The organism is Nocardia sp. NPDC004123 (assembly GCF_053603795.1).
Genome location: NZ_JBSGGG010000005.1, coordinates 283,850 through 300,075, shown reverse-complemented (window position 1 = coordinate 300,075; position 16,226 = coordinate 283,850). Strand labels below are relative to the sequence as shown.

The following is a 16,226-nucleotide window of genomic DNA, read 5'->3' as shown; positions in this document are numbered from 1 at the left end:
ATGTCCGAGAACGTCAGTTCTGGAACAGGTCTCGCAGCGATTCGGGAGCCTTGTACTGGCAGGTGTTGGCCAGGCAGCCCAGGTCCCACATCTGCTCGATGGCCGACAGCACCGAGTAGTGGTCGGCGAGGTCGGTGGACGTCTTGTGGTGGGGCTTGGGCTTGCCCTGCTCGCCCTGCTCCTTGTGCACCTTGTCGGAGTTGATCACCAGCAGCGGGGCGTCGCCGCCACCGAGCACGGTGCCGTTGGCGCCGACCGGGCTGCCCGGGCCGCCGGAGAAGCCGGAGTAGTCGTTCTCGTCCCAGGCGATCACGATGCTGGAGCGGGTCTTCTTCCAGACATCCGAGTTCGTGATCTTGGTGACGGTGTCCTTCAGATAGTCGTCACCCAGGTGGATCGGGCCGTGCGCCACACCGGAAGCCGGCTCCTCGCAGGTCGGCTTGTTGATCAGCGTCGCGGCCGCGTGGGAGAGGCCGTGCATGTCCGAGCACTGGTCGGGGCTGATCCAGGTGAAGGCCGGCACGTTGCCGCTCTTCAGGTCGGCGTCGAAGTTGTTCTCGAACGGCACGACCTTCTGCAGGCGGGCGTTGCCGGGCGAGTTGACGTCCGAGAAGTACATGAACGGGTTGTGCTTCTGGGCGTACAGCTTGACCGTGGTGCCGTTGACATCACCCGGCGCGAACTCGCCCTGGAAGCCGGCCGACGGCATGCCGCCCATGTAGGCCTTCCAGGACTTGCCCTTGCCCTCGAGCTCGTCGACCAGGTTCTTGCCGGCGAACAGGTGCGGCTTGGCGGTCGCGCTGGCGATCTGCGCCGGGGTCAGCGCGGCGCCGGAGGTGCCGTCGCCGGAGTTCGGCACGAATTCCTCGGGGGCGCAGGTGGAGTCGGCGCCGGCCTTGCAGTCGTCCCAGATGCCCTGGAAATCGCCCGAGAACATGGAGAGATAGTTCGGCAGACTGGGGTGGGTCACACCGTGGAAACCGGTGGACACGCCGTTGTTGCCGGCCAGCTGATTGATGAACGGCGCGTCGGCGGTGTTGCCGAGGATGTCGTCGTCTCCCTGGTTCTCCATCATGATGTAGAAGATGTGTTCCGGCGCCGCCCCTTGGCCGTTCCCCGGATCGGCCGACGCGGACGCGCCCACCAGGCCGCTGAACGCGCTCACTGTCGCAGCCACGGTGACTGCGATCTTCCGACCCAACGATGCCCTTGCCATATGCGTGTACTTCCTTCATCGAGCGAGATTGCCGATGCAGCTTCGCAATCGGGTCAGGAAACGATCAACGCGAGCAAACCGAACAGTACGCGAACGGAGAGCAAGCAATTGCTAGGTTGCAGAACCATAGCTGACCAGGCATAACCGGGCAGCGGAGGCTGGGCCGGGCCGCGGCAGCCTCGCCGACATGGGGTAACGTTCGGCCATGGCTGGAGCACTGTGCCCCGGGTCGTTCGACCCCGTGACCAATGGACATCTCGACGTGATCGCCCGCGCCGCCGGGCAATTCGACGAGGTTGTCGTGACCGTCGTGGTGAACCCCAACAAACAGGGCATGTTCACCGTCGAGGAGCGGATGGACCTGATCCGCGAGGTTACCGCCCACCTGCCCAATGTGCGGGTGGAATCCTGGCGCGGCCTGCTGGTCGACTTCGCCAAGCAGCAGGGCATCACCGCCATCGTCAAGGGCCTGCGCGATGCCACCGACTTCGGCTACGAGCTCCAGATGGCCCAGATGAACCGCAAGCTCACCGGTGTCGACACCTACTTCATCGCCACCAACCCGGCCTACGGCTTCGTCTCCAGCTCTCTGGTCAAGGAGGTCGCCGCCTACGGTGGTGACGTCGCCGACCTGCTCCCGCCGATCGTCCACAAGCGCCTGCTCGCTCGCATCGCCGAACGCCGGGCCTGATCGCCACCGCAGGGGCGCAACCCCTTCCGCCGCTGCGGAATCCGGCCCGGTTCAGAGTGCGCGGATCGCGGTGTCACAGTGCGCGGATCGCCAGGCCGCGCGGTTCGGGCGCCGGGGCCGGCTCGATCCGGCCGTCCGGGCGGCGCCGGCGGGTGGCCAGGGCGGACCGCAGGTGCCGGGCCGGCCGGCCCCTGACCAGGTCGTCCCAGGTCCAGCGGACCACGTCGAAACCGAGGGCGCGCAGATAGGTTTCGCGGGTCCGCTCGCGCTGCACGGCGGCCGCGAGGTCCTGACCCGGCCGCAACAGCCGGCCGTACTCGGTGGGCCCGTCGAATTCGCAGAGGACACCGGCGGATTCGTAGTAGAAGTCGACCCGGCCGACGAACCGGCCGTCCGGGGTCAGCACATTGCCCTGCGATCGGGGCAGCGGTAGCGCGTGCTGCTGGATCATGGTGCGGCTGAGGGACTCGCCGATGCTCTGACTGCGGCCGTCGAGCATCGCGATCACCTGCTTCGCCTGGCCGATCCCGTAACGGCCCTTGGCCCGGGCGAGCTCCTCACCCAGTTCGGCCGCTCCCAGCCCGAACATGCCTGCCAGCGCGTCGCCCGCCACGACGGCCGCGTCGAACGGCAGGGTCAGGGCCAGGTCCACCACCGTCCGCGCCGGGGTGGTGACCAGCAGCCCGTCGAGCTCCGCCGCCGAATCCACCGGCGAACCATGGACTTTCGTACAGGGCCTGGTCCGGCCGCCGCCACGCCGGTTGCGGGTGACGCACACGCGGTCCAGGGGAGTGCGCCACAGCGTGGTGCCGTAGAGCACGGCCGCCGACTGGTGACTCACCACGGTGCCCGCCGCCATGTCCGGCAGCACGGCTCGGATCAACTGCCGATGCTGATCCCGCCGGTCCAGGGCCGACGTGAGCCCGTGCTGTCCACGTCTGCGCTGTTGCGCGAGGCTCCGCTGCTGCCCGTGCCCCCGCTGCTGCTCGAGGCTCCGTTGTGCGCCGCACCCCTCGAGCAGCGCCTGCCGGGATCCGCTTGTCCCGCACCGCCGTCCGGCACTCCCGGCCGTCCCCTCGGCGCTGGTGGCGATCGTCTCGGCCGTGGCACCCATCGCCGCGGCGGCAGCCGTGATCCGGGTGGTCACTCGCCCTCCCGGCGGGGCGGCTGCGGGCGCCGGTGCCGCACGCACGACCCGCGGACCCGCCCCGTCGGCCGCTGTGGTCGCGGCCCGGCCGTATCCCGCCGTCCCCCAAGGCATCCGCGCCAACGGTCCATGTCGGAACCCCTTTCGTCGTCGATGCTGTCTTGGACGCCGACAGGCCGAAAAGGGTTCCCGCACACGCGGAGAACACCGAGCGGGTGGGGGCTCAGAACACCCAGAGCCGGAGGGTGAGGAAGCGCATGGTGCCGACTGCGGCGGTGATGCCCAGCACCGCAATGGCTTCGGTGAGACCGCCGATGCCCGGCTCGGTGACCTCGAGAATGGCCAGCCCACCCGAGGTGATGGCCAGTCCGGCCAGCGCGAGCGCGCCGCCCTCCAATTGCGCTGTGTACCAGCGCACCCGGTCGGCCGCCTGGAAGGTGAGCCGCCGGTGCATCTCGTTTGCCAGCGCGGTGCTCACGATGGAGCCGGCCAGATTGGCCAGCTGCGGGCCGCCGCCGTAGAGCGCGAGGAACAGCAGGATGTAGCCGACATTGCTGAGGCCGCCCACCAGAGCGAAGCGAATCAACTGCGCGAAGACCGCGTCGCCGCGGAGCCATACCCCGAGCCGGCCCAGCCAGCGCGAGCCCGTCGCGTGCAGGGCTTCGGTGCCGTGGGCGAGGGCCTCCGTGCCGTAGGCCAGGGCCTCCGTGCCGTAGGTATAGGTGTTCACCAGCCCGGTCACGGGCATCGTCGCCCGTTCCGGAATCTCGTGGACAGCCATCGTCTTCCCCATCCGAACACATCGGTGTCGGCCGGGCGGTCCGGAGTTCTTCCGGGCCAGCCAGTGGCCGACACGTTCTCGCCCTTCCACGGTAACACCAAGTGGAGTGGATTCCTCCACTTGTTTTTGTGGTCTGTGAAACAGGCCATGTTCCGGAAAACCAGCGACACGCCGTGTCGGACCTTGTTGACAGCGCTGAGATTGGCAGACTGGCGGAAGCGGAGAGTCTCGCCGTGAGTCCTGGCAGGAGAGTGGGGTAGCACATGTACCGGGTATTCGAAGCGCTCGACGAACTGGTGGCCATCATCGAAGAGGCCCGTGGCATCCCGCCGACCCGCAACTGCATCGTGCCGCGCGGTGAGGTGCTGGAACTTCTGGATGATGTCCGCGAGGCCCTGCCCGGCGAACTCGACGACGCCCAGGACGTGCTCGATCACCGCGACAAGATCGTCACCGACGCCCGCACCGGCGCCGAGACCACGGTCAAGACCGCCAACGAGCAAGCGCACCACACGGTCACCTCCGCGCGCGACGAGGCCGACCGCATCCTCGCCGACGCCAAGGCGCACGCCGATCGCATGGTCGCCGAGGCCCGCGCCCACGCCGAGCACCTGGTCGGCTCGGCGGAGGAGGAGGCCGAGCGCACCGTCGCCGACGGTCAGAAGGAATACGACACCCTCACCGGCCGGGCCCGCGCCGAGGCCGACCGCCTGGCCGTCGCCGGACAGGCCTCCTACGACCGCTCGGTCGCCGAGGGCAAGGCCGAGCAGGACCGTCTGGTCTCGCAGACCGAGGTGGTCCGCGCCGCCCATGCCGAATCTGCCCGGCTCATCGACACCGCCCAGGCCGACTCCGACCGCCTCCGGCAGGAATGCGACGACTACGTCGACGGCAAGCTCGCCGACTTCGAGGAAACCCTGCACAACACGCTGCGCATTCTCGGCCGCGGCCGCCACCAGGTCCGCCCGGGCAGCTCCGTCCCCGACTACGCTTCCGAGTTCCGCCGCTGAATTTCCGGTTGGATCGCCCGCTTTCGTCCCATTTGGGTCGCGAGCGGGCACTTCGGTATTGTTGGGTGGTTGCCCATCCCACACCTAGCGTGAGTGAGTTCAGAGATGTCCGCCGATTCCGGTCATGGTTCGCGTCATCGTCACAAGACGATCGACGCGGGCTTCGTGCTGGACGTACGCAGTCTCGGACGTGCCCCCGGTTCCATGCGCGAGCTGCAGCGCACGCTGACGACCGCCGAGAAGATCGGCCTCGATCTGGTCGGCATCCCGGCCGGTGCGCAGGTCGAGCTGGATCTCACGCTGCAGTCGGTCTCCGAGGGCGTGCTCGTCACCGGCACGGTGTCCGCTCCCATCGAGGGCGAATGCTCGCGCTGCCTCGAATCGTTCACCGACGAGATCGAATTGCAGCTCACCGAGCTGTTCGCCTACCCGGACAGCGCCACCGAGCAGACCACCGAGGAAGACGAGATCCCGCGCCTGGTCGACGATTTCATCGACCTGGAACCGGTGATCATCGACGCCGCCGGCCTGGAGCTGCCGCTGCAGCCGCTGTGTGAGCCGGACTGCGCCGGATTGTGCCCCGAATGCGGCGTCAAGATGGCGATTGCGGGTTCCGGCCACGGTCATGAGATACTTGACCCTCGCTGGGCCGGACTCGCCAAGTTCTCTGACAAAGAACACAGCAACGCTGAGTCCACCGACGCGGAGACCGTGTCGGACCCATCAACCGATTCCACCCTTGCGGGACACAACGGTGCCGCAAGTAAGACAGAGGAGAGCTAGTCGTGGCCGTTCCGAAGCGCCGGATGTCCCGTGCCAACACCCACGCGCGTCGCAGCCAGTGGAAGGCCGCCGCGCCGACCCTGATCACCTGCCCGAACCGCGCCTGCGGCCAGAAGACCCTGCCGCACATCGCGTGCCCGAGCTGCGGCACCTACAAGGGCCGTCAGGTCACCTCCGCGATCTGATTCGCTTCAGCCGACCGTGACCGCCAGCAAGGATGCGGCGGATATTCCCGCCGTAGGTGATGCAGCCGACCATGCCAGTCTGCTCGAGGCACTCGGCGTGGACGTACAACCGGAGCTTCTGCGCCTAGCGCTGACGCACCGGTCGTACGCCTACGAGAACGGTGGCTTGCCGACCAACGAGCGCCTGGAGTTCCTGGGCGATTCGGTGCTCGGCCTGAGCATTACCGAGCGCCTCTATCTGGAGCACCCGGACAAGTCCGAGGGTGAGCTGGCGAAGCTGCGCGCGAGCGTGGTGAACATGCACGCGCTGGCCGAGGTGGCCCGCTGTCTCGGTGAGGGCGGTCTCGGCCGCCATCTCCTGCTCGGTAAGGGCGAGGAGCTCACCGGTGGCCGCGACAAGCCGAGCATCCTGGCCGACGGCATGGAGTCGCTGCTGGGTGCGGTGCACCTGCAGCACGGCATCGATGTGGCACGCACCGTCGTGCTGCGGCTGTTCGCCGAACTGCTCGAGCGTGGTCCCCGCATGGGGGCCGGGCTCGACTGGAAGACCAGCCTGCAGGAGCTGACGGCCGAGCGCGGCATCGGCGTGCCCAGTTACGAGATCACCTCCACCGGGCCCGACCACGACAAGGAGTTCACCGCCACCGCGGTGATCGGTGGTCAGGGTTATGGCCAGGGGGTGGGCCGCTCCAAGAAGGAAGCGGAACAGAAGGCCGCGGGCGCGGCCTACAAGGCGTTGAACGCCGAGAACGCGCCCGAGGGTTCGGCCGACGGCTCGAAGAGCTAGATGCCCGAACTTCCCGAGGTCGAAGTCGTCCGGCGCGGGCTCACCGAGCATGTGGTGGGCCGCGTCCTGGACCGGGTGACGGTCAAGCATCCGCGTTCGGTGCGCCGGCACATGCTGGGCGGGGACGATCTCGCCGCCCGACTGACCGGTCTGCGTGTCGAGAACGCGCAGCGGCGGGGGAAATTCCTGTGGCTCACCTTCGATGAGCCCGACACGTCTCTGGTCGTGCATCTGGGCATGTCCGGGCAGATGCTGGTGCGGCCCGCGACCGCGCCGCTGGAGAAGCACGCGCACATCATCGCCGCCCTCGACGACGGGAACGAACTGCGGTTCGTGGACCAGCGCACCTTCGGCGGCTGGATGCTCTCGGATCTGGTCGAGGTGGACGGTACCTGGGTGCCCGAGTCCGCCGCGCACATCGCGCGCGATCCGCTGGATCCGCTCTTCGACGCCGATGCCGTGGTGAAGACCCTGCGCGGCAAGCAGTCCGAGATCAAGCGGCTGCTGCTGGATCAGACCGTGGTGTCCGGTGTCGGCAATATCTATGCCGACGAGGCGCTGTGGCGGGCCGAGATCCACGGTGAGCGCTCGGCGTCCAAGCTGACCGGGCCCGCGCTGCACACGCTGCTCGGCGAGACGCGGAACGTCATGGACGAGGCGCTGCGGGCCGGGGGCACCTCCTTCGACGCCCTCTACGTGAACGTCAATGGCCAGTCCGGGTACTTCGAGCGGTCGCTCAATGCCTATGGGCGCGAGGATGAGCCGTGCCGGCGCTGTGGTGCGATCATGCGCCGGGAGAAGTTCATGAACCGTTCGTCTTTCTCCTGCCCCCGTTGCCAACCCCGCCCGCGCGGCTGAGACCAGCGGGTATTCTTCGCTTCAAGGTCATTCCAGTGTGGCCGAGCCTCCCTATCCCGTCTGTCGAGGCGCTACCTTTTTCACTAGCGGCATGTGTTGTGCCGGCTGGAGGAAACAATGCGCAAACTGACCTACTACGTCGCGGCCACCATCGACGGATTCATCGCCACCGATGCGGGCTCGGTCGACTTCTTCCCGGTCGGGGGCGACCATGGGCCCGCGATCATCGCGCAGTATCCAGAGACCCTGCCGACCAAGGTTCGTCAGGTGCTGGGCGTCGACAAAACCTGCCAGAACTTCGACACCGTGATCATGGGCCGCAAGACGCACGATTTCGGCGTCCGGACCGGCACTTCCAGCCCGTACGCCCATCTGCGGCAGTTCGTGGTGTCCACCACGCTGCCGGAGAATCCCGCCCCCGATGTGGAGTTGATCGCCGGGAACCCGATCGAGCGGGTGCGCGAGCTCAAGCGTGAGAAGGGGCTCGGCATCTGGCTGTGCGGCGGCGGCGAGCTCGCCCAGACCCTGCTGCCCGAGATCGACCAGGTGTTCCTGAAGCTCTACCCGATGGTGCTGGGCCACGGCCGCCCGCTCTTCGGCACCGCCGGTCACCTGCCCGAACCCGCCCGGTTCCGGGTGCTCACCAGCCGCGTCTTCGAGGACGGCGTGGCCTTCATCAAGTACAGCCGGGTGCGCTGACCGCCGCTATGCCAGGTCGTGGTCGAGCGGGTAGATCGCGGCCTGGGTCCGATCCCGGACACCCAGCCGCGTCAGGATGTTCGAGACGTGGTTCTTCACCGTGCCCTCGCTGACATACAGGGCGACGAGCGATCTCCCGGTTGGACGCGCCGGTCGCCAGTAGGCGCAGGATCTCCGATTCCCGTTTGGTCAGGTCGGCGGCGGGTTGCGGGCCTGTGCCGCGGCCCGGGTCGCGCAGCATGCAGAGCACGCGAACCGTCGCGGTCGACGTGCTATGCCGCCGGACTGACGGCGCTGTCGCTGACGTTCCTGCTGCCCGCGCCGATCGTCCGGGTGGGCCATGTGTTCGTGGGCGCCGGCATGATCTGGCTGGCCATGTGGCTGCGGGCGGCGGCCGGGCGTGCCGCCGACCGGCTGCCGCAGTACAGCTAGCCGGGCCTCAGAGGATCGCGACCGCCACCACCAGGCCGATGGCGATGTGCGCGGCGGACACCACCACGGACTCGGTGCTGAACTCCGGATTCTTCAGCACCGCACCGATATCGATGCCGAGCACGAATTCCAGGCTGCGCATCGCGATCACCTGGGCCACGATGCCGACCAGTCCGTAGATCGTGGTGGCGATCAGGCCCTCGGCGAGCTTGCCCGCCTGCGCGTAGATGGCCAGCACCACGATGAACGCCGTGCTGAGCATGGCCGCGGAGCTGATGATCACGGCGTTCGGCAGCCCGCGCGCCACCATGGCGCGCAGGGGGCCCGGGGTGGTCCAGTCCACGGCCTGGAAGCCGATGAGCAGCAGTACCAGGCCCAGCAGGGCGTAGCACAGGATCGCGCCGACGCCGCGTCCCAGGGAGTGCCAGTACCCGGCTTCGAGTGCGAGAGCGGTGGTCATCGGGATCCTCCGGGTCGGGGTGAATCGGGCGGTGGCTACTGCGGTGTGTGGTGGCTACTGCGGAATGCGGTGCGGGACGAAGGTGGAGCTGTCGTCGGTGATCAGGCCGACGGTCTCGCGGATACCCAGTCCCGCGGAGGTGTCGCCCACGATCCAAGCACCCAGCACCGGTCGCATGCCGTCGAATTCGGGGAGCGGGTCCAGCAATTGATAGACGTACCCCTCGGCGCCGTAGACGCCCCCGGTGGCGGTTTCCATGCCAGCCCCGACGATGGTCATGTTCGCGCCCTCGCGGCCCAGCTTCGGCTTGCGGATGTACTCGGTCAGTTCGTGCGGGTCGTCGAGGTAGGCGGGCAGCAGGTTGGGGTGGCCGGGGTACATCTCCCACAGCACCGCCAGGATCGCCTTGTTGGACAGCAGGGACTTCCAGAGCGGTTCGATCCACATGGTTTCCGGCAGGGACTCCACCACGCGGCGGCCGAAATCGTCGTCGAGGGCCCATTCCCACGGGTAGAGCTTGAAGATGGCCTCGATGGGAGCCTCGGCCAGATCCACGAAACGGTGCAGCTCCGTGTCGAATCCGACGTCCTCGATGGGCAGGGCGACGGTGTCGAATCCGGCCTCGGCGGCGGTCTCCTGCATGTAGGCGGTGGTGACATTGTCCTCGCCGGAGGAGTCCGCGCCCGACCAGCTGAAGTGCAGCTGCGGGCCCGGCAGCGTCTCGCGCATCTCACCCCAGCGCTCGACCAGCTTCTCGTGCAGCGAATTCCACTGGTCGTCGTCCGGGTGGGTGTCGGTGAGCCAGTGCCACTGCACGATTGCCGCCTCCAGCAGGGAGGTGGGCGTATCGGCGTTGTACTCCAGCAGTTTCGCCGGGCCGCGGCCGTCGTAGCGCATGTCGAAGCGGCCGTAGATGTGCGGATCGGAGCGGTGCCAGGACTTGGTGATGGGTTCCCAACTCCATTGCGGCAGACCGAAATCGGCGAATCGCTCGGTCAGCACCACCTGTTCGACGGCGTGCAGGCACATGGAGTGCAGCACCTCGACCTGCGCCTCCATGGCCAGGATCTCGTCCATGTCGAACTCGTAGTGCACCGACTCGTCCCAGTAGGGCCGGGGTTGCCCGTTCGGGTATTGCCCCGGCGAGCCGTAGACCAGACCCTGACTCTCGATGATCCGCTGCCAGCCCGGCCGCGGAGCGCTGCGTACCCGCCGCACTAGGAACCTCCACCGTGGATCTTCGCGCCGAGTCCGCCGCGTTGAATCGTGCTGCCGCTCTTCGTCTTCACCGTCGCACCGCTGGGCGCCGTCGTGCTACCGCCGCTGGGCGCGTGCCCGATGGTGCCGGTGCCGCCGTAGTAGTAGCGATACGAGTGCCCCGCCAGGAAGAAGAAGCCCGGGTGAATCCCGCTGTCCCCGTGGTCCGTCGCATCCGAACAGTAGTTGTCCGGAACGACGATCTCCTGATTGTCCTGGGTCGCGGTGACACTCTGGCCCGCTCCGATGGGCACGCTCTCACCCTTGTTGGCCACCACCGTGCAAGAGGCGGTCACCTCGGGCCCGTTCCACGCCTCCGCCACCAGGTACCCGCCGCCGACCAGCGCCGCGATCCCGACCACGGCGGCACCGCCGATGAGTAGTCGCTTCTTCTTGCGCTGCTTGGCTTCCGCGGCCTCCGCCTCGGCCCGCTCCTGCTCCTCGGCCCGCTTCCGGGCCTTCTCCCGTGCCCGCGCCTCCGCGACCGTGGGCGGCCGCGGCTGGGTGATCCCCGCCTCCTGCGTGGTGATGCTGCCACGTCGCCGCGGCGCGGCCGGTTCGTCCACTGTCGCGGGCAAAGCCGGTTCCGCCGGCTCCAGCACCGGCCCGGGCAGGACAAACCCGGCGTTGCCCAGCAGCGGCCCCGGCGCGGCGGTCGGGCCACCGGTCCCGGGCCGCCCGAAAGCTCCGGGCCCGCCATGGAATTCCCCCGCGAGATGATGCGGCGCGTGCTGCTCGCCGCCGTGCTCCGCCCCGAAATCGGCCGGCATCGGCAGCGTCGGCTGATGCGCGGCCGATCGATCCGCACCGGGCTCGCCGAAACCGCCCGCGCCGCTCTGAGATTCACCGGATCCGGATTCGTTCGGCAGCGCGAGCGTCGGTTCGTAGCCGCCCGGGCGACCCGGGCCCGGCTCGCCGAATTGTTCGGACTTGCCGCCCGCACCGCCTGCGCCGGATTCGGCGGGCAGCGCGAGAGTTGGCTCCTGGCCGCGTGGTTGACCTGGTGTGGGTACTCCGGTCGAACCAGGTGCGGAGTCCGAACCTCGCGCGGTCTCCGGTGTGAATCGGACGGTCGGGTCGGTGCGGCCGATGGGCGGCGCGGTCTCGTCGTCCGGATCGCTGGGAAGCGGGTAGTGCTCGTGGCCCGGGTGGGCGGGATCGGCTGGGGCGGTATGGGATTCGGCGGGGTGTGCGGGGTCCGGGGTGGGGCGGTCCGGGTTTTCCGGACTACCGGGACGGTCTGTGGACATTGGTCGACTCCGTGGGCTCGCCGCTCGCTAGCGTTCTTCGAATCCTGTCATGTCGCCCGCGGCGGCACTCCAGTCTTCCACCACCAGGTTTACCCGACCCGGTGTCGTACCGGAACGTAGCAGGTCGAGCAGGGTTTCGCAGCGATCGCGGGGCCCTTCGGCCACGACGTGCACGCGGCCGTCGCTGTGATTGCGGGCATAGCCGGTCAGGCCCAGTTCCAGGGCGCGCGAGCGCGTCCACCAGCGGAAGCCGACGCCCTGGACCAGGCCGTGGACCCAGGCGCTGAGCCGGACCGGTTCACCGCTCATTCGTCGACGCGGAAGGTGAGGTTGACGGTGGTGCCCGCCTTGAGGGTGCGGCCGACCGTGCAGACCTTGTCGACGGCGCGCTGCGCGGCGACCAGCAGGCGGTCGCGGGTTTCGGCGTCGAGTTCGCTGAGGTCGAGCTCGAACTCCTCGGTGAGCTCCGGGTACACCTCGTTCTCGCGGTCGGCGTCGCCGGAGACGTGCACGGTGGCGTCGAACGTCTCGCCCAGCCGGCGCGCGAGGGTGAAGTCGGCGCTCAGGCCGGTGCAGCCCGCCAGCGCGATCTTCAGCAGCTCACCCGGGGTGAACGCGCCCGGCACGCCCGCGGACGCGATGAGCACCTCGCCACCGCGGTTGTTGCGGCCGGTGTAGGCGCGGGTGCCGGTGCGCTCGGCCCACAGCTTGACCGGCTCGGCGGCCGGGTCGGTGGTGGCGGTCTGCGGTGCGGCGGTCTGCTCGGACATAAGGAAGATCCTCCCATTGGGTCACCCGGGGCAGCCATCTGGTTGCCGCTCGTTCGGAACGCCGAGGTCGTCAGCGGAATTCCGTCATCAGCTCCGGGGTGATCTCTTTCAAGCTGCCGGCGACGTACGCCGCCAGCGCGAGGGCGTCCATGGCGGGCGGGTACTTGGGATGCGGAACGGCGATGACCGTCATGCCCGCGGCGTGGGCGGCGCGCAGGCCGTTGCTGGAATCCTCGATGGCCACACACGCGTCGGGGTCGATGCCCAGCCGCGCGGCGGCCTCGAGGTAGCCGTCGGGCGCGGGCTTGCCGCGCGCCACCTCCTCGGTCGACACGGTGGCGGCGAACAGGTCGGTCACGCCCATGTGATCGAGCACCACGTCGATCAGCCGGCGCGGCGACGAGCTGGCCAGCCCGAGGGTGTAGATCCCGGCCAGCCGGCGCACGGTGTCGACCGCGTCCGGCATGAGCGGCAGGTGGTCGCCGTAGCGGGCGGCCATCCGGTTGATGACGTCCTCGGCGACCTCGTCGGGTGTGCGGCGGCCGTCGAGCAGATCCGCGCTCAGGTACCGCGACCATTCGGCCGTGCTCATTCCCATGAGCCGGTCCTGGGTGTCGGGCAGCCAGCGCCCGCGCATCTCCTCGATGTACGCGCGCCGCACCTCCTCCCAGATGGGTTCGGTGTCGATGAGCACACCGTCCATGTCGAACACGATCGCAACAGACATGTCCTCCATGGTGGTTCATCACCGTCCGGGTACCCGGCATCGGGGGCGCATGTGGCGCGTCCACTGAATGGGATCGCGGTGCGGAACCGCGTCGCCCGCTCGCGCGCGGCGTTAGCGTCCGAAGCGAAAGACGCATACCCGCAAGCGAATACCGAGGTGGGCCGTGGGCACGGTCATGGACATCTACGATCCGGAGCTCTATGTGTCCGGGCCGATCCACGAGATCTTCGCCGATCTGCGGCGCACGGACCCGGTGCACTGGCAGGAGATGCCGGGCGAACCCGGCTACTGGGCGATCCTCAAACACGCGGATGTGGCGCACGTGGCCCGCAATCCGGAACTGTTCTCCGCCGAGCGGGAGGGCGTGATCCTGGAGAATCAGCCGCCCGAACGCCTCGAGCAGACCCGCAACATGCTGCTCATGATGGATCCGCCGCGGCACACCGACTACCGCAGGCCGCTGGCCGAGCACTTCAAGGCGCGGGTCATCGGCGAGCTGGAGGACCGGGTCCGGGAGCTGACCCGGAACCTGCTCGAAAGCGTCGACGGCGATGTCGAATTCGTGCACGACGTGGCGGGCGTGCTGCCCAGCCAGGTGGTGGGCGGTCTGTTCGGGATTCCGGTCGCGGACTGGCCGAGCATCCGGCGCTGGGCCGAACAGTCCACCAGCCAGCAGGATCCGGACCTGGTCGGCGATTTCGACGTGACGGCAGAGCTCACCAATATGGCCATCTACGCCATCCAGTTCGCCATGGCGCGGCGGGCCGAGCCGCCGCAGGCGGATCTGACCTCGCTGATCCTGGGCGGGTCCTACGGTGGAAAACCCATGTCGGACCTGGAGTTCGGCAGCTTCTTCACCCAGCTGGTGACCGCGGGCAACGACACCACCAAGACCATGCTGTCCTCGGGTCTGGAACTGCTGCTGCGGCATCCCGGGCAACTCGCGGCACTGCGCGCGGATCCGGCGCTGATTCCCGGTGCGGTGGAGGAGATCCTGCGATACGCCAACCCGCTGCACTACTTCCGGCGCACCGCCACCGCCGACACCGAGATCCGCGGGGTCCCCATCAAGGCCGGGGACAAGGTGGCCATGTGGTACACCTCGGCCAATCGGGACGAGGACGTCTTCGACGACGCACAGCGCTTCGACATCCGCCGAAATCCCAACCCGCACCTGTCCTTCGGGCTGGCTCAGCACTTCTGCCTGGGCGTACACCTGGCCCGGCTGGAGGGCCGGGTGTTCTTCGAGGAGCTGCTGGCCCGCTTCCCGGCAATGGAGCAGACCGGCGAATCCCGCCGGATCCGTTCGAATCTGAACAACGGCCTCAAGACCTTGCCGCTCCGCCTGACGCGGTAAGTTCGCGCGTCCATCACCACGGCGACGCCCGGCCGTTACCCGCACCCGCGACTCTGTCGGGATCTCGGCGCACCCGTCCGGGTGGCCGGAGGTGAGGAGACGGAAATGAGTCAGGTGCGGGGACTGGGCTACCGGCTGGCGGCGGTCGCGGCCTGCGGGATGCTCGGGCTGGCGGCCGCCGGGTGCGGGAGCAGCGGGGATTCGGCGGCGCACGATCAGCATGTGCTGCTGCTGTCGATCGACGGCATGCACCAGTCGGATCTCGCCGGTTATGTGGCGGCGCACCAGGATTCGGCGCTGGCCAAGCTGGTCGCGCGCGGCGCGCAGTACACCGGCGCGCAGGTCCTGGCGCCGGCCGACTCCTTCCCGGGCACCATGGCGATGATCACCGGCGGCAGCCCCAAGACCACCGGCGTCTACTACGACGACACCTGGGCCCGGGACCTGCTCCCCGCCGGCACCAAGGACTGCGCCACCGCGAAGAAGGGTGCGCAGGTCCCGCTGACCGAGGAAATCGACAAGAACACCGATGAGCTCGACGGCGGCCAGGGTCTGACCGGTCTGCCGGACGGCATCGCGGCCATGACCGGAGATCCGAACTCGGTGCTGGATCCGGCCAAGCTGCCGGTGGATCCGGCTACCTGCAAGCCGATTTCGCCGTCCGACTATCTGAAGGTGAACACCGTCTTCTCGGTGGTGCACGACGCCGGGCAGCGCACCGCCTGGTCGGACAAGCACCCGGCGTACCAGATCATGAACGGCAAGGGCGGCCGCTCGATCGATGACCTGTTCACCCCGGAGATCGACAGCAAGTCGCCGAAAGGTGATGCCTGGACCAAGGACTCGGACCAGACCAGGCGTTACGACACCTACAAGGCCGACGCGGTCGTCAACGAGATCAACGGCAAGGACCACTCCGGCGCCCAGCAGGTCGGTGTGCCCGCGGTGTTCGGCATGAACTTCCAGGCGGTATCGGTCACCCAGAAGCTGCCCGCGTCCAAGGGCTACTCTGCCGATGGGAAACCCGGTGCGCTGCTGTCGGCTTCGCTGGATTTCGTGGACCAGCAGATCGGCCGTTTCGTCACCGCCCTGGACCGGGCGGGCCTGACCGGCACCACCACCATCGTGCTGACCGCCAAGCACGGGCAGTCGCCGATCGATCCGAACGCGCTGACCCGGGTCGACGACAAGCCGATCATCGATGCGGTGAACAAGGAGTGGGCGGCCACCCACCCCGAGACGCCGAAGCTGATCGCGCACTCCATCGACGACGCCGCCATCCTCTGGTGGCTGGCCGACCGTTCGCCCGAGGCCACCGCCTTCGCGAAGCGAAAGCTGCTGGAGGCCAGCGGAACCGGCACCGACATCAATGGCAACCCGAAGCCGTTCACCGCGTCGGGCGTGGACACCGGCCAGGTGTACGCGGGCGCGGACGCCGTCAGGTACTTCGGTGCGGATGCCGATGACACCCGCGTGCCCGACCTCTTCGCCGGCACCAACGGCACGGTCTACACCGCCGGCAAGTCCAAGATCGCCGAGCACGGTGGCACCAGCCCCGACGACCGCCACGTTCCGCTGGTGGTCGTGGGCTCGGGCATCTCGAAGCACGATGTCCCCGACCAGGTTTCCCTCACCCAGGTCGCTCCGACCATCCTGGCCCGCCTCGGCCTGGACCCCCGCACACTCGACGCCGTGAAATCCGAACACACGGCGACTCTGCCGAGCTAGGGGGTCCATACCAGATCAGGGAGCTCTCGACGCGGAACTCTGTCCGATACCGCGCGGTGAGAGCTCCCTGATCGCTGTCCGGGGGGAT

Annotated in this window: 19 protein-coding genes and 1 pseudogene; 9 read left to right on the top strand and 11 right to left on the bottom strand. The window is 68.4% G+C overall.

The window, feature by feature from the left end; all coding sequences use genetic code 11:
• Positions 1-13: 13 nt before the first annotated feature.
• Complete coding sequence (locus ACWEQQ_RS09545; protein ID WP_452347901.1) at positions 14-1,177, bottom strand: alkaline phosphatase family protein; 1,164 nt, start codon at positions 1,175-1,177, stop codon at positions 14-16.
• Between the two features lie 244 nt (positions 1,178-1,421).
• Here ACWEQQ_RS09545 and coaD point away from each other — a divergent pair, with 244 nt between their 5' ends.
• On the top strand, positions 1,422-1,907 hold the full coding sequence (coaD, locus tag ACWEQQ_RS09540; protein ID WP_379386787.1) for a pantetheine-phosphate adenylyltransferase: 486 nt from the start codon (positions 1,422-1,424) through the stop codon (positions 1,905-1,907).
• A gap of 73 nt (positions 1,908-1,980) precedes the next feature.
• Here coaD and ACWEQQ_RS09535 read toward each other — a convergent pair whose 3' ends face one another.
• The gene (locus ACWEQQ_RS09535) at positions 1,981-3,054 is read right to left on the bottom strand and encodes a hypothetical protein (RefSeq protein WP_452347900.1); all 1,074 of its coding nucleotides are present in this window, start codon (positions 3,052-3,054) and stop codon (positions 1,981-1,983) included.
• 223 nt (positions 3,055-3,277) lie between these two features.
• On the bottom strand, positions 3,278-3,835 hold the full coding sequence (locus ACWEQQ_RS09530) for a GtrA family protein (RefSeq protein ID WP_354837815.1): 558 nt from the start codon (positions 3,833-3,835) through the stop codon (positions 3,278-3,280).
• A gap of 263 nt (positions 3,836-4,098) precedes the next feature.
• Here ACWEQQ_RS09530 and ACWEQQ_RS09525 point away from each other — a divergent pair, with 263 nt between their 5' ends.
• From ACWEQQ_RS09525 to ACWEQQ_RS09500, 6 genes are all read left to right on the top strand, one after another.
• The gene (locus tag ACWEQQ_RS09525; RefSeq protein WP_379386782.1) at positions 4,099-4,845 is read left to right on the top strand and encodes a DivIVA domain-containing protein; all 747 of its coding nucleotides are present in this window, start codon (positions 4,099-4,101) and stop codon (positions 4,843-4,845) included.
• 105 nt (positions 4,846-4,950) lie between these two features.
• Positions 4,951-5,628 (top strand): YceD family protein, encoded by a 678-nt coding sequence (locus tag ACWEQQ_RS09520; protein ID WP_452347899.1) that lies wholly within the window; start codon positions 4,951-4,953, stop codon positions 5,626-5,628.
• Positions 5,629-5,630: 2 nt separating this feature from the next.
• On the top strand, positions 5,631-5,813 hold the full coding sequence (gene rpmF, locus ACWEQQ_RS09515) for a 50S ribosomal protein L32 (RefSeq protein ID WP_040859971.1): 183 nt from the start codon (positions 5,631-5,633) through the stop codon (positions 5,811-5,813).
• Positions 5,814-5,829: 16 nt separating this feature from the next.
• Entirely contained in the window at positions 5,830-6,600 is a 771-nt protein-coding gene (gene rnc, locus ACWEQQ_RS09510; RefSeq protein WP_354837808.1) for a ribonuclease III, read from the top strand.
• Entirely contained in the window at positions 6,601-7,458 is an 858-nt protein-coding gene (gene mutM, locus ACWEQQ_RS09505) for a bifunctional DNA-formamidopyrimidine glycosylase/DNA-(apurinic or apyrimidinic site) lyase (protein ID WP_452347898.1), read from the top strand.
• Between the two features lie 117 nt (positions 7,459-7,575).
• On the top strand, positions 7,576-8,157 hold the full coding sequence (locus tag ACWEQQ_RS09500; protein ID WP_452344040.1) for a dihydrofolate reductase family protein: 582 nt from the start codon (positions 7,576-7,578) through the stop codon (positions 8,155-8,157).
• A gap of 6 nt (positions 8,158-8,163) precedes the next feature.
• Here the strand turns inward: ACWEQQ_RS09500 and ACWEQQ_RS09495 are convergent, their stop codons facing one another.
• The 8 genes and pseudogenes from ACWEQQ_RS09495 to ACWEQQ_RS09460 all read right to left on the bottom strand — a co-directional run bounded on the left by ACWEQQ_RS09495 (position 8,164) and on the right by ACWEQQ_RS09460 (position 13,053).
• Positions 8,164-8,256 (bottom strand): hypothetical protein, encoded by a 93-nt coding sequence (locus ACWEQQ_RS09495; protein WP_452347897.1) that lies wholly within the window; start codon positions 8,254-8,256, stop codon positions 8,164-8,166.
• A gap of 55 nt (positions 8,257-8,311) precedes the next feature.
• Positions 8,312-8,398, bottom strand: a pseudogene (locus tag ACWEQQ_RS09490) (hypothetical protein); the annotation flags it as partial.
• A gap of 198 nt (positions 8,399-8,596) precedes the next feature.
• Positions 8,597-9,049: a DUF350 domain-containing protein gene (locus ACWEQQ_RS09485; RefSeq protein ID WP_452344043.1), complete on the bottom strand. Its 453-nt coding sequence runs from the start codon at positions 9,047-9,049 to the stop codon at positions 8,597-8,599.
• A gap of 54 nt (positions 9,050-9,103) precedes the next feature.
• Complete coding sequence (locus tag ACWEQQ_RS09480) at positions 9,104-10,267, bottom strand: glutathionylspermidine synthase family protein (protein ID WP_452347896.1); 1,164 nt, start codon at positions 10,265-10,267, stop codon at positions 9,104-9,106.
• Complete coding sequence (locus tag ACWEQQ_RS09475) at positions 10,267-11,556, bottom strand: hypothetical protein (protein WP_452347895.1); 1,290 nt, start codon at positions 11,554-11,556, stop codon at positions 10,267-10,269. The genes ACWEQQ_RS09480 and ACWEQQ_RS09475 overlap by 1 nt, the downstream gene beginning before the upstream one ends.
• Positions 11,557-11,583: 27 nt before the next feature.
• Positions 11,584-11,865: an acylphosphatase gene (locus ACWEQQ_RS09470; RefSeq protein WP_364613721.1), complete on the bottom strand. Its 282-nt coding sequence runs from the start codon at positions 11,863-11,865 to the stop codon at positions 11,584-11,586.
• On the bottom strand, positions 11,862-12,326 hold the full coding sequence (locus ACWEQQ_RS09465) for an OsmC family protein (protein ID WP_452344045.1): 465 nt from the start codon (positions 12,324-12,326) through the stop codon (positions 11,862-11,864). Before ACWEQQ_RS09465 ends, ACWEQQ_RS09470 begins: the two co-directional genes overlap by 4 nt.
• A 70-nt stretch (positions 12,327-12,396) precedes the next feature.
• Positions 12,397-13,053 carry an HAD family hydrolase gene (locus tag ACWEQQ_RS09460; protein WP_452347894.1) on the bottom strand — a complete coding sequence of 219 codons (657 nt, stop codon included), beginning with the start codon at positions 13,051-13,053 and terminating at the stop codon, positions 12,397-12,399.
• A 163-nt stretch (positions 13,054-13,216) separates the two neighbouring features.
• Here ACWEQQ_RS09460 and ACWEQQ_RS09455 point away from each other — a divergent pair, with 163 nt between their 5' ends.
• Both ACWEQQ_RS09455 and ACWEQQ_RS09450 read left to right on the top strand, forming a co-directional pair.
• Complete coding sequence (locus ACWEQQ_RS09455; RefSeq protein ID WP_452344047.1) at positions 13,217-14,410, top strand: cytochrome P450; 1,194 nt, start codon at positions 13,217-13,219, stop codon at positions 14,408-14,410.
• Positions 14,411-14,515: 105 nt separating this feature from the next.
• Entirely contained in the window at positions 14,516-16,138 is a 1,623-nt protein-coding gene (locus tag ACWEQQ_RS09450) for an alkaline phosphatase family protein (RefSeq protein WP_452347893.1), read from the top strand.
• Positions 16,139-16,226: the final 88 nt, after the last annotated feature.

Bases quoted from the DNA above. Each gene is read 5' to 3' on its own strand.
- ACWEQQ_RS09460 (WP_452347894.1), bottom strand. From the start codon at position 13,053: ATGTCTGTTGCGATCGTGTTCGACATGGACGGTGTGCTCATCGACACC.
- ACWEQQ_RS09470 (WP_364613721.1), bottom strand. From the start codon at position 11,865: ATGAGCGGTGAACCGGTCCGGCTCAGCGCCTGGGTCCACGGCCTGGTC.
- ACWEQQ_RS09530 (WP_354837815.1), bottom strand. From the start codon at position 3,835: ATGGCTGTCCACGAGATTCCGGAACGGGCGACGATGCCCGTGACCGGG.
- ACWEQQ_RS09450 (WP_452347893.1), top strand. From the start codon at position 14,516: ATGAGTCAGGTGCGGGGACTGGGCTACCGGCTGGCGGCGGTCGCGGCC.
- mutM (WP_452347898.1), top strand. From the start codon at position 6,601: ATGCCCGAACTTCCCGAGGTCGAAGTCGTCCGGCGCGGGCTCACCGAG.
- ACWEQQ_RS09465 (WP_452344045.1), bottom strand. From the start codon at position 12,326: ATGTCCGAGCAGACCGCCGCACCGCAGACCGCCACCACCGACCCGGCC.
- coaD (WP_379386787.1), top strand. From the start codon at position 1,422: ATGGCTGGAGCACTGTGCCCCGGGTCGTTCGACCCCGTGACCAATGGA.
- ACWEQQ_RS09500 (WP_452344040.1), top strand. From the start codon at position 7,576: ATGCGCAAACTGACCTACTACGTCGCGGCCACCATCGACGGATTCATC.
- ACWEQQ_RS09485 (WP_452344043.1), bottom strand. From the start codon at position 9,049: ATGACCACCGCTCTCGCACTCGAAGCCGGGTACTGGCACTCCCTGGGA.
- ACWEQQ_RS09525 (WP_379386782.1), top strand. From the start codon at position 4,099: ATGTACCGGGTATTCGAAGCGCTCGACGAACTGGTGGCCATCATCGAA.
- ACWEQQ_RS09475 (WP_452347895.1), bottom strand. From the start codon at position 11,556: ATGTCCACAGACCGTCCCGGTAGTCCGGAAAACCCGGACCGCCCCACC.
- ACWEQQ_RS09520 (WP_452347899.1), top strand. From the start codon at position 4,951: ATGTCCGCCGATTCCGGTCATGGTTCGCGTCATCGTCACAAGACGATC.